This is a genomic window from Microcoleus sp. B3-D7, assembly GCF_036705305.1.
GTDB lineage: Bacteria > Cyanobacteriota > Cyanobacteriia > Cyanobacteriales > Microcoleaceae > Microcoleus.
Map to the genome: position 1 here is coordinate 1 of NZ_JAUBUE010000009.1, position 25,616 is coordinate 25,616.

General features: G+C 46.7%; 20 protein-coding genes and 1 pseudogene. 8 read left to right on the top strand and 13 right to left on the bottom strand.

Going from position 1 to position 25,616, the window contains the following annotated elements:
- Positions 1 to 388: 388 nt before the first annotated feature.
- Positions 389 to 733 (bottom strand): transposase family protein, encoded by a 345-nt coding sequence (locus tag QUB25_RS09045; protein WP_333182867.1) that lies wholly within the window; start codon positions 731 to 733, stop codon positions 389 to 391.
- A 293-nt stretch (positions 734 to 1,026) separates the two neighbouring features.
- Between QUB25_RS09045 and QUB25_RS09050 the strand changes: the two are divergent.
- Positions 1,027 to 1,422: pseudogene (locus QUB25_RS09050) on the top strand (transposase family protein); the annotation flags it as partial.
- Positions 1,423 to 1,729: 307 nt separating this feature from the next.
- Positions 1,730 to 2,473, top strand: a complete 744-nt coding sequence (locus QUB25_RS09055) for a hypothetical protein (RefSeq protein WP_333182869.1) — start codon at positions 1,730 to 1,732, stop codon at positions 2,471 to 2,473.
- Positions 2,474 to 2,653: 180 nt separating this feature from the next.
- Here QUB25_RS09055 and glmU read toward each other — a convergent pair whose 3' ends face one another.
- Positions 2,654 to 4,042 carry a bifunctional UDP-N-acetylglucosamine diphosphorylase/glucosamine-1-phosphate N-acetyltransferase GlmU gene (gene glmU, locus QUB25_RS09060; protein WP_333040042.1) on the bottom strand — a complete coding sequence of 463 codons (1,389 nt, stop codon included), beginning with the start codon at positions 4,040 to 4,042 and terminating at the stop codon, positions 2,654 to 2,656.
- 476 nt (positions 4,043 to 4,518) lie between these two features.
- Between glmU and QUB25_RS09065 the strand changes: the two genes are divergently transcribed.
- Positions 4,519 to 5,535 (top strand): hypothetical protein, encoded by a 1,017-nt coding sequence (locus QUB25_RS09065; RefSeq protein ID WP_333182871.1) that lies wholly within the window; start codon positions 4,519 to 4,521, stop codon positions 5,533 to 5,535.
- 25 nt (positions 5,536 to 5,560) lie between these two features.
- Complete coding sequence (locus QUB25_RS09070) at positions 5,561 to 6,385, top strand: sulfurtransferase (protein ID WP_333062993.1); 825 nt, start codon at positions 5,561 to 5,563, stop codon at positions 6,383 to 6,385.
- A 335-nt stretch (positions 6,386 to 6,720) separates the two neighbouring features.
- On the opposite strand, the gene QUB25_RS09075 is transcribed toward QUB25_RS09070, so the two are convergent.
- From QUB25_RS09075 to rfaE2, 7 genes are all read right to left on the bottom strand, one after another.
- Positions 6,721 to 8,193, bottom strand: a complete 1,473-nt coding sequence (locus QUB25_RS09075) for an MBOAT family protein (protein ID WP_333182873.1) — start codon at positions 8,191 to 8,193, stop codon at positions 6,721 to 6,723.
- Between the two features lie 556 nt (positions 8,194 to 8,749).
- Positions 8,750 to 10,333: an ATP-binding protein gene (locus QUB25_RS09080; RefSeq protein ID WP_333182874.1), complete on the bottom strand. Its 1,584-nt coding sequence runs from the start codon at positions 10,331 to 10,333 to the stop codon at positions 8,750 to 8,752.
- The gene (locus QUB25_RS09085; RefSeq protein ID WP_333182876.1) at positions 10,330 to 11,349 is read right to left on the bottom strand and encodes an ATP-binding SpoIIE family protein phosphatase; all 1,020 of its coding nucleotides are present in this window, start codon (positions 11,347 to 11,349) and stop codon (positions 10,330 to 10,332) included. Before QUB25_RS09085 ends, QUB25_RS09080 begins: the two co-directional genes overlap by 4 nt.
- 210 nt (positions 11,350 to 11,559) lie before the next feature.
- Complete coding sequence (locus tag QUB25_RS09090) at positions 11,560 to 11,958, bottom strand: anti-sigma regulatory factor (protein ID WP_333040032.1); 399 nt, start codon at positions 11,956 to 11,958, stop codon at positions 11,560 to 11,562.
- Between the two features lie 264 nt (positions 11,959 to 12,222).
- On the bottom strand, positions 12,223 to 12,603 hold the full coding sequence (locus QUB25_RS09095) for an STAS domain-containing protein (RefSeq protein ID WP_333040030.1): 381 nt from the start codon (positions 12,601 to 12,603) through the stop codon (positions 12,223 to 12,225).
- A 58-nt stretch (positions 12,604 to 12,661) separates the two neighbouring features.
- On the bottom strand, positions 12,662 to 13,531 hold the full coding sequence (locus QUB25_RS09100; protein ID WP_333040028.1) for an STAS domain-containing protein: 870 nt from the start codon (positions 13,529 to 13,531) through the stop codon (positions 12,662 to 12,664).
- Between the two features lie 141 nt (positions 13,532 to 13,672).
- The gene (rfaE2, locus tag QUB25_RS09105; protein ID WP_445251723.1) at positions 13,673 to 14,167 is read right to left on the bottom strand and encodes a D-glycero-beta-D-manno-heptose 1-phosphate adenylyltransferase; all 495 of its coding nucleotides are present in this window, start codon (positions 14,165 to 14,167) and stop codon (positions 13,673 to 13,675) included.
- Positions 14,168 to 14,961: 794 nt separating this feature from the next.
- Between rfaE2 and hpsJ-B the strand changes: the two genes are divergently transcribed.
- Together hpsJ-B and QUB25_RS09115 are read left to right on the top strand one after the other, a co-directional pair.
- Positions 14,962 to 15,792 carry a hormogonium polysaccharide biosynthesis protein HpsJ gene (hpsJ-B, locus tag QUB25_RS09110; RefSeq protein WP_333040022.1) on the top strand — a complete coding sequence of 277 codons (831 nt, stop codon included), beginning with the start codon at positions 14,962 to 14,964 and terminating at the stop codon, positions 15,790 to 15,792.
- An 86-nt stretch (positions 15,793 to 15,878) separates the two neighbouring features.
- Positions 15,879 to 16,796 (top strand): glycosyltransferase family 2 protein, encoded by a 918-nt coding sequence (locus tag QUB25_RS09115; RefSeq protein ID WP_333040020.1) that lies wholly within the window; start codon positions 15,879 to 15,881, stop codon positions 16,794 to 16,796.
- Between the two features lie 489 nt (positions 16,797 to 17,285).
- Here QUB25_RS09115 and glgB read toward each other — a convergent pair whose 3' ends face one another.
- The 3 genes from glgB to QUB25_RS09130 all read right to left on the bottom strand — a co-directional run bounded on the left by glgB (position 17,286) and on the right by QUB25_RS09130 (position 20,451).
- Positions 17,286 to 19,580, bottom strand: a complete 2,295-nt coding sequence (gene glgB, locus QUB25_RS09120) for a 1,4-alpha-glucan branching enzyme (RefSeq protein WP_333182878.1) — start codon at positions 19,578 to 19,580, stop codon at positions 17,286 to 17,288.
- A 358-nt stretch (positions 19,581 to 19,938) separates the two neighbouring features.
- Complete coding sequence (locus QUB25_RS09125) at positions 19,939 to 20,115, bottom strand: hypothetical protein (RefSeq protein WP_333182879.1); 177 nt, start codon at positions 20,113 to 20,115, stop codon at positions 19,939 to 19,941.
- A 114-nt stretch (positions 20,116 to 20,229) separates the two neighbouring features.
- Entirely contained in the window at positions 20,230 to 20,451 is a 222-nt protein-coding gene (locus QUB25_RS09130; protein WP_333182881.1) for a hypothetical protein, read from the bottom strand.
- A gap of 881 nt (positions 20,452 to 21,332) precedes the next feature.
- Here QUB25_RS09130 and QUB25_RS09135 point away from each other — a divergent pair.
- On the top strand, positions 21,333 to 21,908 hold the full coding sequence (locus tag QUB25_RS09135) for a hypothetical protein (protein WP_333165890.1): 576 nt from the start codon (positions 21,333 to 21,335) through the stop codon (positions 21,906 to 21,908).
- A gap of 294 nt (positions 21,909 to 22,202) precedes the next feature.
- The gene (locus QUB25_RS09140; protein WP_333182883.1) at positions 22,203 to 24,128 is read left to right on the top strand and encodes a penicillin-binding protein 2; all 1,926 of its coding nucleotides are present in this window, start codon (positions 22,203 to 22,205) and stop codon (positions 24,126 to 24,128) included.
- A gap of 183 nt (positions 24,129 to 24,311) precedes the next feature.
- Here QUB25_RS09140 and QUB25_RS09145 read toward each other — a convergent pair whose 3' ends face one another.
- Positions 24,312 to 24,872: a transcriptional regulator gene (locus QUB25_RS09145; protein ID WP_333182885.1), complete on the bottom strand. Its 561-nt coding sequence runs from the start codon at positions 24,870 to 24,872 to the stop codon at positions 24,312 to 24,314.
- Positions 24,873 to 25,616 lie beyond the last annotated feature (744 nt).

A 25,616-nucleotide genomic window follows, 5' to 3' on the forward strand; every position in this document is an offset into this window, starting at 1 on the left:
TCGCTTCTGTGATTTATTGCGTAAGCGTTGCTTGCCGAAGCCATCGCCTCCCTCTTGAAAAACTGTCCGGAGTATTGCTACATAAGCTTTATCCCCTTGAAAGTTTTGTGAGGTTTCTCATGACGATCGCTGCTTTCTCCAAATGTTTATGTCGGCTGTTTCTCCGCTTTCTCCTACTACTACGTCAACCATCTCTTTACCGGATGGCATGACTATTACCTGGTTCTTTTTAGTATGTCTCTTTTGCTTGCCAGAGGAATTTTATTGCTGAGCTTCATTGTCCGTAGGTCTTTGTATGGGCTGCTCGTAGCTATCTACCCCGCAACTCAACTTCTTTCAAAATTTCCCGCACCCATGCCCGAGCGGAATCATTTTTTTTTACTTGTTCTCACAATGAAGCGGGTAATAACTCTTTTAAAATCTTTACCCAGTGGTGAAAAATATAATTAGCGGTTGATTCACCCATGCCAAATTCTACCCCAAGTATTTGAAAAGTAGGTAAGTTATGCAGGTACACTAATGTCAAAAGAATTTGGTCTGATCTCGTTAGTTTAGGAGAACGACCGCTGCCAGGTTTGATGAGCCGACTTTTCTGATTTTCTTGCTGTTTTTTGTGGCGGTCGTACAGGTTTTTTGCCTTGGTAATTAGTTCTATTAGTTGGTCGGACTCTATCCCCAACATTCTTTGAGTGTCGGATGGATGATTTTCCAGGTATTCTCGGAGTTTGCTCATCTTTTTGGGGTATAAAATTCCCTTATAATTTAAGAGCGATCGGTCAACCATTTCTTTTTGGGAGATGTCTATTGCTCAAAGCTGGAACATCAATGAATCCACTGCGTTCCGGCAAGTGAGGCACGTAGAGAATACATTGATTCGTTCAGGTCGGTTTAGCTTACCCTGAAAGAAAGCACTGCCACAACCTGACTCAGTTTTAGGACTGGTTGTGGTCAATGTGACCGAAAGTCCAGTCGAGCGTCAAAAAAAAAACGACAAGTGTTTTCGGGCACAAAAAAGTATCACACCTTGAAGTCACAATTAGTGGTCAATCAAAAGACGGGAGCAATTATTTGCAGAGCTTCGTGGTAAAGGCAGAAGGCATTCCCTGTGACTATTCATTCTTCAGTAAAGTCAGGCTAGCCACTACAATTAAGCTTTGGCGTGACAAGGGTTATCAAGGAATTGGGAAACTTCTTGCCAATAGTCAGATCCCTACTAAAAAGCCCAAAAGCTCTAATTTATCTAAGGTTCGACGGCAGGAAAACCCTACTCTGGCAAGCCAACGTATTGTCATTGAACACGTCAATCGGAAACTGAAAATTGTTCGGATTCTGTCGGAACGTTACCGAAATCGCCGACGTAGATTTGGTTTATGCTTCAACCTGATTGCAGGCATCTATAACTATGAACTTAACCTTTCATAATGACTTTTGCAAGAGGTCTATGGATTTAATCATCCACAGTGGCTCTAAGTCAAGCGAGAATAACCCATTCAGCTATGAACAAGTGTCCGGAATATTGACTTTAAATCACGGAAAAGTATCTTAAACTCAGCTGCAGGTAAACTCGCGACCTTGGTTGTCTGCGAGAGCTTTTAGTGCTAATCTATTAGCACAATAAAAGGGGTCATGGTAGAGGACGACTTCAAATAATAGATAAGTTAACAATTCTGCTCATCCGGGTCAGGAAGTCGATCTGTAGCCTCATTTTTGGAATCACAAGGTGAGATAAATGAAAATAATCAAGCAAACAGCAAGTGAATTAATAATTCAGACTCAAAGCATATTTGATTTTTGGTTGCCTAGTTGTTTATTCATAGCCTTTGGACTGTTCGGGCTGGCTTTTGATTATCATAAAGCAACCCTGAGCTGCCAGCGATTGCAGGCCAAACAAGGAAATTGTCAGTTGGTGCGATCGAATTTACTGGGGTCGAACATCAAAGAAATTGAGCTTGCTTCTTTGCAGGGAGCTAAAGTTCAAAGATGCGGCTATAAAACCAGAGTGGTACTTTTGACTTCTGTTGGCTATGTTCCTTTCACTGCTAACTCCACTAATTGGGGAAGCCAAGACGCTGTTGCTTCTGACATCAATTTTTATGTTAAAAATGCCAAAGATCGATTGCTGCGCTTAAGCCAAGAAGATCGCTGGTTGGGATGGACAGGAGGCATATTTTTGCTCGCAGCAGGCGCAGTGATCGTCTTGAGAAATAATGAAACCTACAGCTTCGATGGAAATTTAAAAACCTTGACTGTTAAACAGCAGGGTTTGTTGGCGCGTAAAGTAATTGAATACTCTCTGTGCGAGATTTATGGCGTGGAAGTCGATCAAACCAAAGATCGGCAGAATGACACTTGGTACGAAGTCAGACTGTTAGTTTGTGGAGGATCTCGCATATCCCTGCCCAACACTATGAACCTCTACCAGCAAGAAAAAATTGCCAAAGCGATTAACAACTATCTGCACGCGCAAAAATAAGACAAAATAGCCGATCGCCATCAACCCGATTGCTCAAGCTTGCGGACTTACGCAGAAACCGGGTTTTTTACCAAAACCTCCCCTAGAGCGCGATCGCTTCCGTTATAAAAACCCGGTTTCTTTGGTATCGAGTGCGAAACTAGCGGGTGGAAACTTATCATCTAAAAAGTGAACAATCGTTCACTTTTTAGGTTCTTTCAACTTCCAACCTGGTTTGACAACTTGCCGGGAACGGGCAATTACTAAACAATCATTCGGCACATCTTCTGTCACCACAGAACCCGCAGCTACAGTAACATCTTCCCCCAAAGTTATCGGTGCAACCAGCACGCTGTTAGAACCCGTTTTACTCCGATCGCCTATTTGAGTTTTGTGCTTGTTTTTTCCGTCGTAATTTGCCGTAATTGTCCCAGCACCGATGTTGACTTTTTCTCCCAAAGTCGCGTCGCCTAAATAAGACAAGTGAGCGACATTAGTTCGATCGCCTATTTGAGTATTTTTCAATTCTACAAAATTGCCGACGCGGCAGTTCGCCCCAATTTCTGCGTGTCCCCGCAAGTGGGCGTAAGGGCCAATTCGCGAATTTTCAGCAACCATGCTGTCAGAAACCACCGAATAAAGCACAGTCACATTTTCCCCAATCTGACTGTTTTCGATCAAACTGCCGGGGCCGATGCGACTCCCAGAGGCGATCGAAGTGTTTCCCCGCAAGTGAGTTTGCGGTTCAATTACCACATCCGGCTGCAACTCTACGGTATCGTCAATGGTGATGCTGTTGGGATCGAGCAGCGTCACTCCCGCCGTCATCCACTTGTCCTTTATCCGCGTTTGCAAAATATCGCAAGCTGTGGCTAAATGTTTGCGATCGTTAATTCCCAATATTTCTTGATAATCTTCTACATCCACCGCCATCACCGGACTGAGGAAATTTACCGTATCAGTTAGGTAATATTCTTTTTGGTCATTATCTGCCTTCAATTCTGGCAAAATTTTCTCTAAATCAGGCCAATGAAAGCAGTAAACACCTGCATTAATGCGGTGATTTTGCTTTTGAGCTTGTGTGCAGTCGCGGTCTTCGACAATTTGCTGGACTAAGTTTTGACTGTCGGTAAATACTCGACCGTATCCTTGGGGATTCGGCAAATTAGCTGTCAATAAAGTAGCAGAGTTTTGGTGCTGTTTGTGAATTGCTATCAATTGTTTGATAGTTTCTGCCCTCAGCAAAGGTACATCCCCATTTAAGACCAGCAAGTCTCCTTGAAATCCCTCTAAGTGAGGCAGCAATTGTTGGATTGCGTGACCTGTTCCCAATTGTTCGGTTTGTTCGACAAATTCTAGGGGAGGAGATTGAAGATTTTTCCCTGATATTTCTTGACCTCGAATCAGGGATTCTTTAACGAGTTCGCCTCGATAACCGACGATGACAAGTCGCCTGGTAATTTGAATTTCTTGACAACTTTGCAGGACTCGCTCAACTAGCGATCGACCGCCCAATTCGTGTAGAACTTTGGGTAAGTCAGATTTCATGCGCGTGCCGCGTCCAGCCGCTAAAATTGCTATTGCTACCATTGTGCGATCGAGTTATTTGCTATAAAAACTTGAATATTGACAAACTGATGATATCACTCGCTGTCCGTCGATGGCACTGCGATCGCACAAATTTTTCATCTAAAAATTCTCATCTGGCATCCGCACGATCGAGGATTTTTCCAGCCGGATGCTGGTTGTAGGGGCGATGCTTGCAATATCTGGACTGGCGCGCCCGGTATCAAAAACCTGGTTGCAGCAGTATTTGGTGGGTGAGCAAAACGACTTGCATTCCTCACTACAAACCTGAGTTCGTTTGGGAGTAAGGACTGCGAGTCTTGTCTCAAGGGCTGGGAGGGGGAGCGAGAGTGATAATTTGCATCTTAGGGCTGGGATTTGCCACGATACATTATACTATTTGTTGAATTTCACTTAGGGTGTTTTCAACTTTAAAAAAACTATTTCTGACTTTTTCATTCCTTCTGCCTTCTACCTTGTGCATTATCAGGTGTCCAGCTATGACAGAGCTTAATTTTCAGGAACTTGCCAAGCAGGGAAATCTCGCCACTGCGATCGCATCTTGGCTAAACAGCAAGTTGCAATCTGAAGGCATCACAGCCTCGGCAAATCTCGACGGCGATTGTTTGGATGTAATTCTTGAGGCCGAGCAGGTACCCATAGAAGATACATTAGTTGATTTTGTTCGCACCGAGCTGACGAATTTGCAGCCGGATTCGATTCGCAAAGTGAAGGTTGAGGGCCGAGAAAGTGGTCAGATTGCTGCTGCTTGGAGCCAAGAGTTTAGTTTGGAGAACAGCAATTTTGAACAACAGAGCTTTGCAGGAGAATCTGTGCCAAGTACTGCTGTTGCTAATATGGACGATCGCACAGAAAGCCAGAGCAATATTGAGAAAGAGAAACCGCCGGAACTTGCGGCATTTGAGAATCGGCTGCGATCGACTTTCATTGTAGTCGGGTTAGTAACGGGTATGTTGGCGATCGCGGTGGTGGCGTTTGTGGGTAAAATTTTGAACCAGCCGACAGCAACGGCAGGCAATAATCCCGATGAAACAGCAAATTTATCAACTGCACCCGATACTGCACCAGATACTTTTCGAGAAGCCGTTAACAGCGCACTCACAGCAGCAGAGTTGGGGCGAGCGGCAAAAACCAAGGAAGATTGGACGACAGTTACCGATCGCTGGCAAGAAGCGGTCTCATTAATGAGAAGAGTACCAGTTTCTAGCCCCAACCATCAACTAGCTCAAGCAAAAGTAATCGAGTATCAGAAATATCTGCTTTACGCTCAAGAAGCAGCAGTAACTCCCCCTCTGCCAACTCCAACTCCCGCACCAGCCGAAAAATCACCTGCGGAAAAAGCAACTCCTAAAAAATCCAATTCGCCAAAAGAAACTTCGGAGAAAGCAACTCCTAAAAAAGCCAATTCAGAAAATAGAGCTTCAGAGAAAGCAACTTCTAAGAAAGCTCCTTCCGACACAAAAGCAGAACCAGAGAAAAAATCTCCTTCTAGATAATGTTAAAATAGAGATTTGAAGAATTATGACTGACAACACTTTAATCGTTTCTCCTGAATGGTTAGCCACTAATACCGACAATCCCCAACTTGTAATTATTGACTGTCGTTTTTCCCTTGCTGATCCTGAATTGGGACAAAAACAATATCAAGAAAGTCACATTCCCGGAGCTTTCTATTTAGATTTAAACCGCGACCTCGCCAGTTCAGTTAGTAAACACGGGGGTAGACATCCGCTGCCAAATATTGAAGAATTAGCTGATAAATTGAGCGCGATCGGCATTAATTCCCCAGAAACTTTAGTCGTCGCCTATGACGATTCGCGGCTGGCTTTTGCCGCTCGTTTGTGGTGGCTGCTGCGATATATGGGACACAGCAAAGTCGCTTTGTTAGACGGCGGTTTCAGCGGCTGGAAAGCTGCGGGCTATCCGGTAACAAATACTTTGCCAGACCCCCGCGAGGGTAAATTTATTGCTCAAGTGCAGCAGGATTTGGCGGTAGATATTGAGGCGGTAAAAGAGCGTAAAGACTTGCCGGGAAAGGTTTTGGTTGATTCGCGCGAAAGCGAGAGATATGAAGGTTTGCGGGAGCCGATCGACCCCATTGCAGGTCACATTCCGGGTGCGGTTAACTATCCTTGGCAAGGGGTGACAGATGAAACTGGAAAAGTGCGATCGGCATCCGAACAAAAACAGCGGTGGACGGAATTAGAAAAAGCCGAAGAAATTATTGTTTATTGCGGTTCCGGGGTGACGGCTTGCGTTAATTTACTGTCTTTAGAAATCGCCGGAATTCCCGATGCTAAACTTTATGTCGGTAGCTGGAGTGACTGGTGTTCTTATCAGTTGTAGATCCCAGCAGCGAGATGATTGTTGACTGTTGAGTGTGAGTTGTAGGGTAGCGGGTATTGATGTCAACTTAACGTTAAACCCTCAGTCCGGCAGCGGTTGAAGCAAGAGCCTCAAAGCGAAATTCCTCGCTTTGAGGACTAATAAGTTCTTCAGTCCTCTTTGAGAGAACTTTAGCTATGAGACAGGGAATTCATTCCCTGGCGGACTGTTGGGTGAGCGGGAGGACTGGCGAACTAAAAGCTTAAGTTGACACTAATAGGTAGCTGGGAATCACTTCGGCGCACCTCAATGTCGTCGTAGGGTGCGCTGCACCTTACGGCGAATTAAATAATACCCTAAAAATCAAAATAAATATAAGGCAAACCCCCTTCGGGAGCCAACACCCAAACCGCATACAAACAAAGCGGCACTAACACCAATTTCAGCGGCCAATTTAACTCCAATTTCAAACCCCGACTCAACGCATAATTCCCCAGCATCGCCGCAGCCAAAGCCGCCAACATCCAAGTTAAATGCACTCTTTCCAAACCCAAAGCTTCGCCATAAACTTTCTCAGCAAACTGCACGTCAGCAGCGTGTCCCCACAAATGCGAAATCGCCCATCCAGAATCCTTTAAATCTGGAAGACGGAAAAATATCCAACTACCAAAAACCATCGCCTGAGTCAACAGCCAACCGATCGCAATACCGATCGGATTTTCCCACAAAAACTCGATCCGCAACCGCTTAAACAGCACATCAGTCAGCCTGTGAACCGCCAAAGCTAAACCGTGTAAACCCCCCCACACAATAAATCCCCAAGCTGCCCCGTGCCAAATTCCCGCAATTAACATGACGATCGCCAAATTCAGACAAGTGCGCCACAAACCGACTCGCGAACCGCCCAAAGGAAAATACAAATAATTGCGTAGCCAATCGCCTAAAGTCATGTGCCAGCGTCGCCAAAAATCAGCTATGCTGGCACTAAAATAAGGAAAATCAAAATTTGGCGGCAAATACCAACCCAGCAGCAAAGCAGTACCGCGCGCCATGTCAACATAGCCACTAAAATCGAGATAAAGTTGCAGCCCGTAAGCAAAAATAGCCAGCCACAAATCCTCGCTACCCGCCCGCTGCAAGTTGGTAAAGCTTAAATCGACATAAATTCCTAAGTTATCTGCGAAAAGACCTTTTTTTACTGCACCAAAGGCGATCGTCCAAAGTCCCTCAGAAATGCGATCGGGCGTCGGAAATTGCTGGGTTTTCAGTTGATATATCAAGTTGTGATACCGAGTAATCGGGCCGGAAATCAGTTTGGGAAAAAACAACTTGTAAGCAGCAAAGTGCAGCAGCGAAGTAGCAGCAGGCGCGCCTCGGTACACATCAATCAAATAAGCAATGCACTCAAAGCAAAAGAAACTCAATCCCAGGGGTGCGATGACGTGACTTTTCACCCAGTCAGCCCCGTCGATAGCTAAAGACCAATTGAACAAAATGCCGATCGAACTCAATAAAAAAGGCACATACTTAAAGCCCAGAAGCAGCAAAACATTCAGGCAGATGCCTATCCACAGCAGCAACAAACGGCGGCGGTTCCAAGATTCATTAGCAATCCGCCAATCCAGAGGTTCCCCAATCGCCATTGCCAAGCAGTAATTAAACAAAGCACCAACTAACAGCAGAGGAATGTACCAAATTTGCAGCGAAGCGTAAAAAATCAAACTACCTGCCAACATGATGAACAGCCGCCACCACCGCAGCGGAACCAACCAGTAAGCCGCGAACAAAACTAACAAAAACAGGGCATATTGAAGGGAGATGAAAGTCATACCATTTTAGATTTGAGATTTTAGAATTGAGAATGGCTTATTTTGTATGGGTTTGAATTACGCGCCTACAGTTGCATTCTTTTTATTAATCGAGACTTTGCTAAGAACAAGATTTATCATGGATTTTAGCCGATCGCCGACACGAAAACAGGCCCTCGGTAAGTCCCTACTATATAGTCGGCAACTGAGAACTGCTACATTTTACAGCACAAAGATTAAATTCTGTTGCAAATTAAATAAATCTTGCCTGCTATAAATTACCTCTCTTATGAACAATATAAATTTTGGTTAAAAAATATAATTACGTTCGCAGCATCCGACTTCAGTTCTCAAAAGCTACAATTCCTGATATCGTTTCCCTTCGCATCGGAATAATATTTTGCACCGTGCAGGTCTAGCATCCCGCACAGCAAAAAAGTGATGTAACCCAAAATGTTTTGAATTCATCACGATAGCAGGTATTTGACAAGTAGTTCGATCGCATTTCAACCCTTCTCAAACCTCAAATTCGGTCAGAGTCAGTATCATAATGTCGATAAAAATTGCTGGCGGTTGCTCAAAGAGCCGCCGATCGCAAATTTGCAGCACCGTGGGTGTTTATATCGCAGTACAATGAATTTCTGCCAGCAAGTTTTTCAGCAAATACCGAAAAACTACCTTCATCCTCCCCAATCAAAACTTTTGCTGCTGAATCTGCCGCTGGCGAGCGCCCGGAACCCCGCAAGCTACGAGAATTTGCGCTTGCCAGCGATATTTCATCTCCCTTAGCAGCCGACATTTCCAAAGGGTTTTCTTCCTCTCCAGGATACAGAATCGGCAGTGTGACCAAAAAAGTCGAACCAACTCCGGGTGAACTTGTGATTTCAATGCTTCCCCCTAGAAATTCCGCCAGTTTTTTGCATAGAGACAATCCCAATCCGGTCCCTCTGACGCCATTCTGCAAGGGATTTTCTATTTGGACAAATTCTTCAAAAATCCGCCTTTGGTCGCGTGGAGAAATGCCAATGCCCGTATCTGCCACTGAAAAAGTAACTGTTCCCTCCTCTCCTATTTCCGCAGCAACTCGAACTTCACCTGCTTCAGTAAATTTGAGGGCATTAGAAATCAGATTTCGCAAAATCTGAGAAACTTTTCCCTCGTCGGTGGTGAGGATTGGAAGTTCGAGAGGTTCTTCAAAAATTAGAGAAACGGCAGAGTTTTGGGGAAGCAGGGGGCGCATCATTCCTCGCAGGGCGCTGAACAAATCTTCGACTTCAAAATCCGCCAAGCGAACAGTTAGTTTTCCGGCTTCGACTTTGGCTAAATCTAACGAGTCGTTGACAAGTTCTGCGAGAGACTCAGCAGATTTGTAAATGTAATTTACTTGCTTGTCCTGTTCGTCTGAAAGTTCTCCGTCGAGGCGATTTAACAATATTTCGGAAAGGCTCATAATTGCCGTTAGCGGAGTGCGAAACTCGTGGCTCATATTGGAGAGAAAGCTGGTTTTGAGTTCGCTGGCGCGCCGGAGAGATTCGGCTTTGTCGTTCAATTCAGCGTAAAGTGCCAGGACTCCGCGATTGGTATCTTCTAGTTGTTGATTTAATTGTACGAGCTCTTCTTGACGCTGGCGGAGTTCGTCTAAAGTGCGTAGTAATTCTTGATTTTGCTGCTGAATTTCGGCATAGGGATCTTCGGGAATTTGGCGCGCTAGTTTGTCAACTAATTGATTTAGTTCGATCGCACTCAGCGCAGGCATATTTTTGGAAAACTGCTTAACTAATTGTACAGCCGTTCCGCGATCGGGCGCCGAATCGATTTTCACTTCGTCCATCAACCGTTTCGCTGCTGCTAAACCAAGTCCCGCGCCGGTTTGCGATCGAAAATTGGGGCTTAACACAGCCGGTAAATCAGCAATTCCCGGCCCCGTGTCTGAAATCCGAGTCCGAAAAATTTGGGGCGATTCCCCTTCCACAATGAATTCTACTTTGCCACCGCCTGCATATTTGAAAGCATTGCGGGCAATTTCGGAAACTGCTGTGGCGATGCGGGTTTGTACTTGGGAATCGAATCCCAGCCCTTTAGCAATTTGGCGAGCTCTTTGGCGTACTTGTACGATGTCTTGTTCAAAGCGGACTTCCGTCGTCAGGATTGGGTAACTCACGCTGCTTCTCTCATCTTGGCTACTATAACTGTCATGTCATCGCGAGTGCGTTTGAAGTCCCGGTAGAGCACGGCTGCGATTAAAGCAGGATGCCTGGAGGCTAAACCCGGGTAGCGGTTTAAATTCCACTGCGCCGCCAAACCGTCGGAGTGCATGATGAGTAGGGACTGCTGCGACCAAGGATAGACAAATTCTGCTACTTTTCGCATCATATGTCCAACTGTGCCGTTGTAGGAAACCATGCTGCGGTTTTGGTTATCTGTGACAACTACACCGCTGATGTTGCCAATTCCGGCAAAACAAATTGTTTGTTGGGTAGGATCTATTTGGGCGATCGCCGCAGCCGCTCCTCTGGTATTTTTTAAAGCAGTGTGCGCCTTCTCTAAAATTGCTTTCGGCCCGAGTTTGGCGTTTTCTTGAAATACCCGCACTGCTTCGCGAGACGCTTCCTCCGCCAAATCCCCGTAGCCGAGCCCGTCAGCAACTAAAATCAGGTTTTTGTCAAGGTGATTTTCTGTCGCCCACGAATCCCCGCAAATTTGCTCTCCTACTTTCGGCAAGTGGATGGCCCCAAATTCCAAGTAATTGCTGTTTTGGACGGCTTCCCGGCTATTTTGGGTCGGTTCCAGCCGCGCTAATAAGGCTGTCCCGAGTTTTGGTACAGAATGAATATCAAAAAAAGTAGAGAGGCGTTTAATTGCCCCCAGCCCTGTTCCAGGGCTTCCCGCTGTAGAAAAACCGTCCCGCAGACACAGCGCGACATTTGCCATGCCCTGCCCCCGGTCTAGCGCTACTATTTCAATGCTATATCCTGCCGTTGTTTTTAATGTTCGCAGCAAAACTTCTCCTTCGCGGGCGTGCTTGACCACGTTTTTTGCTGCTTCGGTGGTAACAATTGCCACTTTACCGCGATCGGTATCATTAAATTCGACTTCGGCCGCCAGGGCGACTGCGATTCGCCGCGCTTCTCCGACTTGACTTTCTTCTGTTACGGGCAAGGCTACGGCATCTATCATTTTTTATCAGTTCTCATAATGAAATCCTCCATACGCCAACCCTCTCCGGGTATGGTGTGGGATTCCAAGAATCACTTCTTGGCTTTGCTGGTTACTCTTTATACCAATTTAAAAAATAATACAACTATACGCAAGCTCCAAACCCTGATCGTCCTCACTCATTCCCAATGCTTTAATCTAAAATCTCAACTCTCAAATCGTATTACTTCTTCAGCGCCAGCGGACGATCGCAATTTTAGTCCCCTTACCCACTTTGGAAACAATCTCAAATTCGTGCATCAACCGCTTGGAACCACTCAGCCCCAAACCCAAACCGTGATTAGAAGTATAACCGTCGGTCAGTGCTAATTCGATGTCTGGAATTCCCGGGCCCTTGTCTTCAAATATCAGCCTCAGCCCTTTGCGGGTTCCTAATTGCAGCGTTTCGAGAGTTACAGTTCCCCCTTTGCCGTAGTCTACAGTATTGCGGGCGAGTTCGCTGGCTGCGGTAACGATTTTCGTTTGGTCTAATAAACCGAATCCCATTGCTACAGCCCAAGCTCGCACTTGCTGCCGGACGTGGACTATATCGGATGACGATCGGATTTCTAGTGTCTCACGTTTTGACATGGCGGCTACTGTACCAAAATAGAACTTCTCCACAAAATATAGGACTTACGCTCGTCAACTTAGTTTCTCCTAATAGGACTTACGCACTTACTACGATTTTCTCTCAATAGAGAACATAGTGAAGCCATCTCAAACCCTTGATTTAACCCCCTTGAGTGCGTAAGCCCTGTCCTCAGAAATCTTTAGTTTGTCAACAAGGTATCTACAAACAAACTAGGTTGCTTGACTGCCTGTGCCTCATTCAGGGGACAATTAATCGACTGCTTACGCTTCTTGCTCGTCAGGAGAGAAACCCAAGGATTTTCTTAACAAAATCATGCCTTTTTCAACGCTTAAAGCTGTGCGAACGCCTGTCAGGGAAAGCCCTAATTCAACGAGGGTAATAGCAACCGCTGGCTGCATCCCGACCACAACTGTTTCCGCATCTAAAATTCGCGACATACTAGCGATATTGTTGATAATGCGACCGATAAAGGAATCTACTATTTCTAGGGAAGAAATTTCAATTAACACACCTTTAACGCCTGTTTTGACGATGCGGTTTGTCAGGTCATCTTGCAGGGTCATTGCTAAGCGATCGTGCATATCTACTTGAATTGTTACTAGCAGAAATTCTCCCATTTGAAGTATCGGTATTCGTTCCACCAATTCACCTACTCGTTAATTTTTACTTGAGTTTTTTTCGGTCAAATATGTAATATCTTTATCTTTCCTCTTTAAGATTTTTTATGGTTAAACCTTGGCGCTGTAACGCAACTTTAAAAGCATCCGCTAAAGTAGCTTTTGTGAGAATATCCTGCAAGTCAACTCCCAAATGAACTATGGTTTGAGCTATTTGCGGGCGAATGCCGCTGATGATGCACTCAGTACCCATTAAACGGGCGGCGGCGACAGTTTTTAATAAATGTTGAGCAACTAAAGTGTCAACAGTCGGCACACCTGTAATGTCTAAAATTGCAAATTCTGAGCCTGTTTCCATGATTTCCTGCAAGAGAGTTTCCATGACTATTTGAGTGCGGGCACTGTCGAGAGTCCCGATCATGGGTAAAGCGAGAATGCCTTGCCAAAGTTTGACTACGGGTGTTGACAATTCGAGCATTTCTTGCTGCTGGCGTTCAATGACTTCTTCGCGAGCTTTGAGAAAAATTTCTGTCACCCAAAGGCCAAGCTGGTCTAATAAACTGGTGGAAAGCCAAAGTTGTTCGACAAGTGCGTCGCGGTTTTCTGTCAGTTCGTGACAAAGCCGATCAAACAATGGCTTTTTGAAGCATAAAATGAAACTCGCTATCTCTGAGGGAGTAAAGCCTCTCTGAACGCGCGATCGCGAAACTTCTGCTAGCAGCACCCGCATATTTTCCCATTCGGGTGTCTGGATGTCGCTAAAGTTACCGTTCCCGACTGCAATATGGAGCAATTGCAGGAACTCTTGACACTCGGAGCGCAATTCTTTGGCTCTCATCAAGTCGTCCCGCCGCAGCCCGGTATTTTGCAGTTCTTTGAGCCAGTCTGCTAGTAACTCTGCTTTGTGTCTTTGTAGGATTTCCGCGATCGTGTTATTGCTTGTGAGTTCCATTAAAATTATCTCCTGCTTAGCAATTGGGATGAAGTTGTACGAGCGATTCCCTACGGGATAGCTTCGCCGCGCGTACCAAGCGTGTTTTTTGATGGGGCAACTTCTGAGTTTAGCTCACTGTTTGCTGTTTGCGATCAAGGGTTAAGTACCTAATTGTAAAATGCGTTTGACGATCGCACTGGTAGAACTCGGAACTTCTATTTCGATCAAGGAAATCTTGCCACCTCCGGCGATAACGGCCGGTGCTTCCGGCAGAGTTTCGACTTGATAGTCGCCTCCTTTAACGTATATATCAGGCTTCAGGATATTTATCAGTTTAGTTGCTGTAATCTCGGAAAAAATTACTACGGCGTCTACTGGTTTGAGAGCGGCTAACACTTCGGCTCGCTGATTTTCCGGTACGATCGGGCGGGGTGGCAATCCCGGCTGCTGCGGTTTGATAGCTTGCACGCTGGCGTCGCTATTCAATCCCACCACGAGCGATCGCCCCAATTTTTTTGCCGCCTGCAAATAGCGGACGTGACCGCAGTGCAGGATATCGAAGCAGCCGTTAGTAAACACGATCGGACGCCACTTGTCCGGATCGGATGCGATCGATCTTTCAAGTTCTCTCAAAGTGTAAACATCAGAAATCATTGCAGTCATTACCACCCAATTTAAACAGCGATCAAAATTATCCTACCAAAAAATGTGATGTTTGCACTTTCGATATTAAAAAATCAATCATTCAATATCCTACTCATTAATATTTATTTATGACTAAATATTAATGACTAAATGGTAACTTTTAACCCAGAATGGATCAGGAAAAACTACCGAGGGCGAAGCAGATATGCAAAACATAATTCCTCCGTCACAAACAGGTACTCGTCTATCGGTGACTGCCGTATCTTGCTGTTGGTAAGTGGAGGTTAAAAAGGTTGGTAAACAATTATTTATTCCCGCCCTCTCTTATATCAATTACTATAAGACAAGGGATTTAGTTCCACCGCCTCGGGCAGGCGATCGGGTAGTGAGAACCCTAGGGGGTGAAACCCAGCGAAACGCGCTCCTCCTGTGTCTATTATTTCTGACACCGCCGCGCGAGCGAAAGCTAGTTAAAAGCTGGAACCTAAGCGTGCAGAGCTCATCTTTACGCTGGATTCGCCAGACTATAGAAGAAGCCAGCAGTTGCTTGCAGCAGTTTCTGGGCGCTATCTTGACCAAGCCTTACAGCCATCCCAGAAGCGCGCAGCCTCCTGTGTCCAACTCTATATAGCTGTGCAGAAACTCGACCTTTTGGGTCGCAACCGCAGCTTGTGAAAACCCAGAGGAAAGTCGAGGTCGGTACCCGAAGCAGCTATTTTGGTGGAAAATAGCTTAACTCCTTGAACAAAATCCACTCAACTACCCCATTGAATCTAACGGTGTAGAATTATCTAACACAAATTATGAAAGCAAGTAATAGCCGTCAATTTTCTTCAGTAGCTGCTCGAACTCTAAAAGTAGTTGGGATTATCTTGATTCTCTCTGCTTTGCTTGACTGCATTGTTCTGTCGCTGCCGGGAGAAACTTCAGACCTTCTCAATCGAGGCTGGCAGTTGACTGCTGCAACTCAGATAGTTGACAAGGGCATTATTCCTTTGATCGGTATCGCCCTCCTGATGACTGGTTTTTGGGTTGACAGCAGCAGTGGAGTCTCTATTGAGCGACGCAACGTTTGGCTGGACTTGCGATTCTGGGCGCTGTTGATTTCCAGCTTGTTAGGTCTAGTTTACCTATCTCTGGTTCCCGTTCACCTCAACAATACTCGTTTGGAACTCAAGGATGCTCTGGCTCAAGTCGATCAAGAAGCGGGACAAGCGGAAGGTCAACTTGAGGCACAACTTAAAAGCCCTCAATTTAAAGCGCAGGTAGAACAGCTCAAAAGCCAGCGTCGCAGCCAGATAGGGGCGCTGCTGGAAGACGACGGGAAGCTGCAACAAGCACTCAAGAGTCCAGAGGTTCCCAAGGAATTGAAAGCTGTGCTTCAGGAGTCGAAAAATGACCCGAAAGCCCTCGACAAGTTCCTGGAACAGCAAGCTCAATCACTTCCCACTCAAGCTCGTAATGAGATTCGCACCCGCAAGCAACAAAAAGAAAAAGAGTTAAGAACTCGATCGAGAAATTCGAGTTTGCAGACGGGAATCACCAGTTTGCTTTTAGCGATCGGCTACATTACTGTTGGTTGGACGGGATTGAGAAGCATGGGAATTCTGCGGTTCGGCCGCCGGAAAAATTGACCAGCGCTGGCAGGGATAGCGCTGGTCGAGACATCCCTGAGAAATAGTTTGTTTACCCAATAGTTTGCCCTTACTGAAAGCTGGGAATGTTCTCAATTTATATTCTGACTTACAACGAAGAGATTGATATCGCCGCTTGCATTGAATCGGCACTGCTTTGTGACGATATCATTGTAGTTGATTCTTTCAGCACCGATCGCACCCTTGAGATTGTTCAGAACTATGCCGTGCAAACAGTGCAGCACCGCTTTGAAACTCACGGACGCCAGCGGACTTGGATGCTCCAAGAAGTCCCGTGCAAGTACGAATGGGTTTATATCCTCGAAGCTGACGAGCGGATGACGCCTGCACTGTTTGCTGAATGCTTAAAGGCGATCGAAAGTCAAGAATATATCGGCTATTACGTAGCTGAAAAAGTAATATTTATGGAGCGCTGGATTCGCCGCAGCACTCAATATCCCCGCTATCAAATGCGTCTCTTTCGCAAAGACCGAGTGTGGTTTACTGACTACGGTCACACTGAACGGGAAGTCTGCAACGGGCCTACTCACTTTTTGAAGGAAACTTACCCTCACTATACTTGCAGCAAAGGTCTTTCCCGCTGGATTGAAAAGCACAACCGCTACTCGACTGACGAGGCGGCTGAAACTCTCCGTCAATTAGAAGCGGGTCAAGTAAATTGGTGGGATTTATTGTTTGGCGCGTCGGAGGTGGAAAGGCGCCGCGCTTTGAAAGATTTTTCTTTGCGCTTGCCTTTGCGGCCTGTGGTGCGCTTTTTCTATATGTATATTTTACTGGGCGGATTTCTTGACGGCCAAGCGGGATTGGCTTGGTGCACGCTGCAAGCTTTTTATGAATATCTAATTTTGCTGAAAGTTTGGGAAATGAAGCATCTACCACTGCCAACTTTAGAGGTAGCAGCCGAACAATCTATTTCGGAAGTAGTAACAGTTGAACCGTCTAAAGTTTCTTATAATCTTGGGGCTTCCGATACTCGAAATTAAAAATTGGGCATTAAAAATTGGGAATCAAAAATTGGCATTGGTAATTAATACCACTTAAAAAAGAACATGATTTACGCACTTCCCTGGATGACAACCCCCTCAGAACATAGATATAATCAAGAACATAGCCCTGATACACATCAGAAAAAATGGTAGTTTATTGCGCCTAATTATCATTGATTCGGCTTGGCACAATTGGAGGATGATTCTTGTGGGGAGTATGGGTTAAGCGTCCCGCCTGCTGTGAAAATACACGCCTTCGGGAGCATGGGCAAACCTACAAAAAAAATCAAAATCGTCCCCCTATTATGCAACGCTCCGCCATCAGTAGGTCTTTTGACGGGTTGATAACCCCGTCCAGATATTCACCACAACAACAAAACAAAAAAACCCGATTTCTTGGAGAAACCGGGTTTCTGAATACCCTCAAATTTTTAGGTTTAATCAAGTTTTGATTCTTCTTAACTCAAAACTCTCACGACTCACAATTTAAAACTCTTGAGATTTTGCTGTTGTTTTTGCCCGATCGAGCTTTAAAATCAACACACCCAAAGGTGGCAAACACAAGTCGATCGAATAAGCACTGTTGTGGAACCACCACTCCTCAGTCCATTTGCCCCCCAAATTCCCCATATTGCTGCCGCCGTATTCCCGCGCGTCGCTGTTAAACAACTCCGTATAGAAACCTGGTTCCGGCACTCCTACGCGATAGTGAGAGTGCGGCTGGGGCGTAAAATTGCACACCGTCACCACAAACTCGTCCCCATCCTTCTCTCGGCGCACAAATGCCACGACACTGTGTCGATTGTCGCTGCAATCAATCCACTCAAACCCATCCTCAGCAAAATCTTGACTGTAAAGTGCCCTTTCGCTGCGGTACAAATTGTTCAAATCTTTAAAAAACAGCTTCAACTTTTGGTGCGGCTCGAATTGCAGCAACTGCCACTGCAAATCTCCCCAAACGTTCCACTCGTGCCACTGGCCGAACTCCATGCCCATAAAGATCGTTTTCTTTCCGGGATGAGTAAACATAAAAGTAAACAAACACCGCACGTTTGCAAACTTTTGCCATTCGTCCCCTGGCATTTTCCCGATGATGTGAGCCTTGCCGTGCACTACTTCATCGTGGGACAAAGCCAGCATGAAATTCTCGCTGTGGTTGTACCACATACTGAAAGTTATGTTGTTTTGGTGGAACTGGCGGAACCACGGGTCCATGTGGTAATAGTCGAGCATATCGTGCATCCAACCCATGTTCCACTTCAGGTTGAAGCCCAAACCCCCCACATACGTCGGCCAAGATACCATCGGCCAAGAGGTAGATTCTTCGGCGATCGACAGCACCCCTGGGAAATAGCTAAAAATGACGTGATTCGCCTGTCGCAGAAAATCGGCCGCCTCGATATTTTCCCGACCCCCGTACTGGTTGGTCAGCCATTCTCCAGGTTCGCGGCAGTAATCCAAATAAAGCATCGAGGCTACGGCATCTACGCGAATCCCGTCGATGTGGTACTTGTCAAACCAGAACAGAGCGTTTGATACTAGGAAATTCCGCACTTCGTTGCGGCCGTAGTTAAAGACTAGGGTTCCCCACTCTTTGTGTTCGCCCTTGCGGGAGTCGGCGTGTTCGTACAAGTGAGTTCCATCAAAGAAAGCCAAGCCGTGGCCGTCTTTGGGGAAATGTCCCGGTACCCAGTCCACGAGTACGCCAATGCCGTTGGCGTGGCACTGGTCAACAAAATACATGAAATCTTCAGGTTTGCCGTAGCGGGAAGTTGGGGCGAAATACCCGGTGACTTGATAGCCCCAAGAACCGTCGAAAGGATGTTCCGCGATGGGCAGCATTTCGATGTGAGTGAATCCCAAATCTTTGACGTAGGGTATCAGCCGATCGGCTAATTCCCGGTAAGTCAGAAAGCGCGCCCCGGGATTGAGTTCCGAAACCTGCACGGGGGGTTCTATTTCCCCATTTGGTAGCACGGCGGGTTCGTCAGTAGCGGCGTGCAGCCAAGAACCGATGTGGCATTCGTAAACCGAAACCGGCTGCGTCAGTTGGTCCGTGTGCCGCCGCTTTTCCATCCAAGCGCTGTCGTTCCAAGTGTAGGTGTCTAAGTCCGTGACAATTGATGCTGTTTTCGGCCGCACTTCTTGCTGGAAACCATAAGGATCGGACTTTTCGTAGGGATGTCCGTCTTGGTTTTTCACTTCGTATTTGTAGGAAGTTCCCACGGATAGTCCCGGAATAAATAATTCCCAGATGCCGTTTTGCGATTTCCGCATTTGATGTTTGCGGCCGTCCCAATAGTTGAAATCTCCTAAAACTGATACATTTCGGGCATTCGGGGCCCAAACGGCAAAATATACTCCTGTGATCCCCCCTACCTCGGTGAGGTGCGCCCCGAGTTTTTCATAAATGCGGTGGTGATTGCCTTCTGAGAATAGGTGCTGGTCGAATTCTGTGAGTTTGGGCGATCGAAAGGCGTACGGATCGTAGATGAAGCGCTCGTGTTCCCCTTCTTTGACCCGCAATTGATAGTTTGCTAGTTCTGGGGTGTCGATCGTACATTCAAAAAAGTGAGGGTGATGCTCTGATTTCATCGGGTATTCGGCCCTGGCCTCCGGCAAAACTACGGATACCGCATCCGCATTCGGCAGATAAGCTCGGACGACCCATACTTTTTTGCCATTTTCTTCGATCGCGTGAGGGCCTAGCACTTCAAATGGATCGTGGTGCTGATTCCAAACAATGCGGTCAATCTGTTCAAAGGGGACGGTCGCGGGCATAAAACTACTTACCTCAATCTTTTAACTAAATGGCTTTCAAAACCTAGAGCGGCGCTGCACTTTACATTTCGATACATTTTTGATCGCTGATCCTACCACTGATTAGCATAATTTTGCCTGCAGCAGATCCAGCCGTTCCCTTGCACACACAGCAGGCGGTTGCCTTGCCGGTGGCCTAGCTGGGGTTTTACTGCTAACATCTAAGTATAGAAATATTAAAACAAATTGAAAAATTTATATTTTTTCCAAAATATCCTTGACTTTTTATTAAAATGTGATATACCACTTTTTTAAATTATTGTCGATTTGCCGCTGCCGCAGGGTCCAGCAGAGTAAGTCTTGGGGAGGAGTTAATAGTTTACCTGGAATTTTCAGGCAGGGACAATCGCCCGAACGGTAGAATTTCACCTCCCGGAGGCTGGGTTTCCCCACAAAGTCGGTGAATTTGGGCAATACGCTCAAACAGCGAAGGATTCTCAACTCGGTATTGAGGAATCCAAGCTAAAGGACTCAGCATGGCGACAGCAGCAAGCAATATCTGCCCTGTTCAAGGCATCGCCTACCAAACTAGCACCATCCTACCAGCGACGGTGCAATAGGTTTAAAGCAGCACTCAGGCGCCACTGGAGCGAGTTCTGCCGAGGCAGGGTTAATACCGAACTGGCGCGGCGCCAATAGAATCACTTAACTGGCTCAAAACAGACGGGTCGATTTGCTTGCCCGCACCGGCGCGCAACTCGTAGTCAACAAATCGAGTAGCAATGCCGATGCTTTCATCGAGCCAGTCTTCGAGCATCCAAGCCTCAGCTTGCTTTTTTCTCGTCTGTGGGAACAGCGGCGGGGAAGGAAAGCGAGACTCGATCGAGTGCAAAATTTTCGTCGAGTCTGCGAGATCCTCCAGTTAATTTTCAGTTGAGGCAGCAGCACTGGCAATGTCCTCAAACATCCTGTCACAGGCTTGAGTTTCAAAACGTGCAGGCTGGGAGTCAAATTTTATAGTTGAAAGGGAATGCTCTTGTAACGCAGCGAATCAGCGGACTTTGCTGCGGTAACGGGACGTACTGAACTTTAGTAGTACAAGCATCAGACAATCACTACCACCCAACTTGAGACCTAGACCGATGAGATGAAAAAATGCGAGGAGCGAACCATTTTTCACCCCGAGACTAGGCTCGTTGGGCACCGACTCCGGCAGAGCCCTAATTAGGGCTTTTTAGGAGTAGGAGCAGGGCTAGTAGTTGGAGTGGCCTTTGGAGATGCAGAAGAAGCAGGGGGAGTAGTAGTAGTGCCAGTGCTGCCAGGACCGCCCGGAGAGGGGCTAGGGGAGCTGGGGCTGGTGGAATCTGGACCTCCGCAGGCGCCGAGGGCTACTGCCAAGCCCACTACCAAAGTCAAACGAATTAATCCCTTGTTCATAAAAACTCCTTAACATTGAAAACCCATCGCAAGGAAGGGAATAGTGTACTTGAGAAACAATGCTGGCACGAATAGCTCAACGATTCGCTCGTTGATTACAATACTGCATTTATTCATAAATTTCACATAGATTCTCGCTAACCAGCAAAGATTTCTTTTTTTTGGCAAATCCTGAAGTCAAAGAGACCAGTGGTAGGATGGGTTGGTTGGCTTGTGAGGTATCTTTGGTAAGGATAACCGATCGAACGCAGATGGCCACCACTGGCGATCTGGGAGACAAAAACTCTTAACCTCAATCAAGCTGAAGCTACCCCACTTTACGTATTGGTGAACTCTATGACCGCTGCTATCAGATCCCCCGATTCTCCCCGCTCCCGATCGACCCGCAAGCCCGCTGCTGGCGCAGCCAAAAGCAAAGTTACTTCTATTGCCCGAGCTAGGCGGGCGAAGACAGGACCGGTATTGCCCAACTACTCGCCAGCCGACGAACAGGCTCAGGCTCGATCGTCCTCATCGGTGATCAAAGTCCTGCCCAATCGCCAGCAGCAGCCAGTGTGGTTGCGATCGCTCCTGCAGGCACAGCGCGCCTCCTCAGTGGTAGCAGTTATGCTTTTGGGCGGTGCTCTGAGTCTCTACGGCTTGACTGTTTACGGCGAGCAGCGCTGGAGTCAGGAGTATCAAAAACTGGAAACTCTGCGCCTCCGGGAACAGCAATTGAGTGCTTCTAGCGAAGTCTTGAAACACCAACTGGCTAAAGAAGCCCAAAATCCCGAAACCGGTTTGGCTCCGCAGAATCCTGGGGACACGATTTTCTTGCAGCCGGCCCCTGAAACTCGATCGCCCGTTGCGGCACCAAATTCTGAACCCGCTCTCAAGAAGGGAGCCGGTGTGGAAACACCGCTGGGCTATTAAACCTGTGTCAAAGCGGAGAGCGCCCGAGGGCCTGAGTGTCCGAGGGCCTGAGAATTGGAGGCTCTAATTTCCTTTTTGACTTTTTTGCAAGTCGCGATCGATTTTCTGCTTCCAACCGGAAGTTACAGATTAAAAATAATTAAGACCACTTCAAAAAACAGAATCCAACTCTAGGTGTGATGCCAACCCTGATAGGGACTGCTCATTCCCAAGTTGTAAATTTTATCTTTTAAGATTTAAGTTATAAATTATAAATTCTAAAACGCTCTAACTTGCTATTGAATTTTTAATGCCATGAGCTACGACCCCCGTTTTGACCGCTACAGATCGCCGAATTTCAAACGCACAAAACAGGCGGGCGATTCCTTACGGGATAGCTTCGCCGCGCGTACTGGGCGGGAAAAACCAGCCAAACCTAGATCTTCGGGCAGTTTCGGCCGATCGCCACAACAGACGGCTGCATCTTGGGGGCGACCGGTGGAGCGTTTAAAGCGCAGCAAGTTCCGTGTGTGGGCCGTGTGGGCGGTGTTGATGCTGGGGGGGCTGGGGCTGGCTGTGAATTTGTTTTATTTGCAGGTGACGCGAGCTCCGGCGCTGCGTAAACAGGCGGAGCAGCAGCAAACTCTCAAAACGAAGCCGTTTGTACCGAGACGCCCGATAATTGATCGCGCAGGAAATGTTTTGGCGATCGACAGACAGGTGTACACGCTCTACGCTCACCCGAAGTTGTTTAACCACTCGAAGGCGGAAATTGCTGCTAAATTGGCTCCGATGCTGGCGATCGATCTGAGTCCGGGAACTACGTCGGAAACTGAATTGATACGCAGGTTTAATCTTGCTGAAAGCGGTATTACAATTGCGGAGTCTCTGCCTCAAGAGGTTGCCGATCGCGTCGCTCAGATCCAAATTAAAGAGAGTCTGGTCGATGGCTTGGAGTTGCTGCGGCAGCAGCAGCGTTTTTACCCGCAGCAGGAGTTGGCGGCGGATATCCTCGGTTATGTGGACGGGGAACGGAAGGGACAAGCGGGGGTGGAATACAGCCAGCAGAATTTGTTGGAACGATCGATGCCGTCGATTCAGTTTAGCAGGTCGAGCAATGGGAATTGGGTTCCCGATCGGCTGACGGCCGGATTTGTGCAGCTTGATGACTTGAAATTGCAATTGACGATCGACACTCGCTTGCAGCGGGCTGCCCGAGTTGCTCTCAAGGAAAAAATGAAGCAACACGATGCGAAGCGGGGCACAGTGATTGTGATGGATGCCCGTAACGGAGAATTGCTGTCAGTTGTAGCGGAACCTTCTTATGACCCGAATCAATATTTTAATTTCGATTTGTCGCGCTATAAAAATTGGGCTGTAACTGATGTTTATGAGCCTGGTTCGACTTTTAAAGCGATTAATGTGGCGATCGCTCTGGAAGCGGGTGCGGTGAAACCTAATACTGTCTTTAAGGACGAAGGTCGAATTTACATGGATGGCTGGACTATCCAAAATTCCGATTACAAATTCGTAGGCGCGCGCGGCCCTTCCACTGTTACTGAGATTTTGAAACATTCTAGCAATGTGGGAATGGTGCACGTTATGAGAAGTATGAAAGCTTCTCTTTACTATCAAGCTTTAGAAAAACTCGGCCTCGGACAAACTGCGGGAACTGATTTGCCTTTTGAAGTAACCAGTCAGCTTAAAAATCGAGAGCAATTTATTAACTCTCCGGTGGAAGTTGCTACTACCGCCTTTGGGCAAGGTTTTTCGATTACCCCGATGCAGTTGGTGCAGCTTAACGGCGCTTTGGCTAACGGTGGCAAGTTGGTGACTCCTCACGTTGTGCGGGGACTTTTTGATAGGGACGGTGAAGCTTATTGGAAGCTTCCGAGGCCGGTTCCTAAGCAGGTTTTTTCGCCGGAAACTACTAAGCAGGTGTTAGAAATGATGGAAACTGTGGTTGATGGTGGTACGGGGAAAGCTGCACAAATTCCTGGGTATCGGATTGCTGGAAAAACGGGTACGGCTCAAAAAGCTAATGCTGGTGGGGGTTATTCTGACAAGGCGATTATTACTAGCTTTGTGGGGATAATGCCTGTGGAGGCTCCTCGGTATGTGGTTTTGGCGGTGATTGATGAGCCGAAGGATGGTTCGGGGGGTACGGTGGCGGCGCCGATTGTGGAGTCGGTGATGGAGGCGCTGATTTCTATTGAGAAGATTGCGCCGAGTAAGAAGTAGTTGATTATATCTGAGATGTTGCGTCAGGGATTGACCTCGAAAATAAGCATCGACAACAAGGCTATTGAGGGCACGGCAATGCCGTTTCCCTACCCCAAAATAATTGAGCGCGCGATCGGATCTAACGATCAACAACAAGGCTATTGAGGCCGCGGTAATGCCGTTTCCCTACTCCCAAATAAGTTAGTAACAATATCTTTTGTCTTGAGCTGTGGGCTGTCTTTTGGAGGTGCGTTTATGTCCTAAAAGAGTGGAGATAATGATGCAGCGTTGGCTGTTTCTTAAGTTGGGATGATATAGTGTTAGGGTTCCTTTGGCTCTTATACTCGTTAGCGTGCAGTCGTGGTCGCTTCGAGATACGGGGCAACCTCTGTGGTTGAACATGACGCGCCGGATTGGGCCGTTTGCTTTTTGCTCGTTGCTTTCATTTACTTGGAGCACTGTTGTTTCATCTGTATCTATTTGAATTTGCGGTTCTAGGTTTTCCCATTGACTGGCTGCTACTTGGCCGGGGGAGATGTCGGCTGGGTGAACGGCTATTTGTACATTTTCTCCTACTTGTTTGAAGCTGGCTTGCCATGAAATTTTGTCGCGTTTTGCGTTGCTGTGGGCAAGTTCCATTGCCCAATAAGCTCGATCGAGCGATACCTTTAAACGGTGATTGTTGATAAACATTAGCCAAGAGGGGGCGACGATCGCACAAAATATTCCTATGATTAAAATAATTATCAATAGCTCAATCATTGTAAAACCTGCGGCAGGTGTAGTGGCTCTGCCTTTGAGCGTTTTATTTATTGACACGTAGATGCACTCCCTAATATTTAGCGGGCAAAAAAAACAGCTAGGAGGAGCTATTTTTTTTTATTGGCTATATTTTAACTTTGGGTTTGGGGAGTGTGTAGATCGGTATTTACTGAAAATTTATGCGACTTTAAAAAAACTGTGAGTAAGGAAACGGCAGTCAGGAAAGGGTAGTGCGGTTTCCTTACAGCAATCTTGTCGATCGCCCGATCGCGCCAGAGCGCGAAGGTATGTAGGGAGCATCTCACTTTTGCAGCCAAGCTAGAAATTGGAGTTTTGAGGCAGGAGGCAGGAGGCAGAAGGAAAGGCTCTCCTGAGTTTATGGCGTAAAATCTAGCAATCAATACAGTTAGAGTGATGAATTTTCATTTAGACTCTCGATGAGACTTGCCTGGAGTCAAGGTGGAAACTTGTCCTCAACTTGAAGGAGAAATTTACTTTCGACGCTCGTGTTGTAGAGTCAAGAATAGTTTGTCCTCACTGTGAAAATTATAGAGAAGAACTCCATCAGAATCTTGCGGAGTTCTGGGCGCTCGCGCGATCGGATATAACGATTGCCCGGTTAATTTTAAGGAAACTGCACTGCGGTTTCCTAATTTCGGGTAAAGGGTAAAATCAAGCGGATCGGATGTAACGATCGCCGGATTTGTAGGGAAACGCCAGTGCCGTGCCCTGATTTCGGGTAAT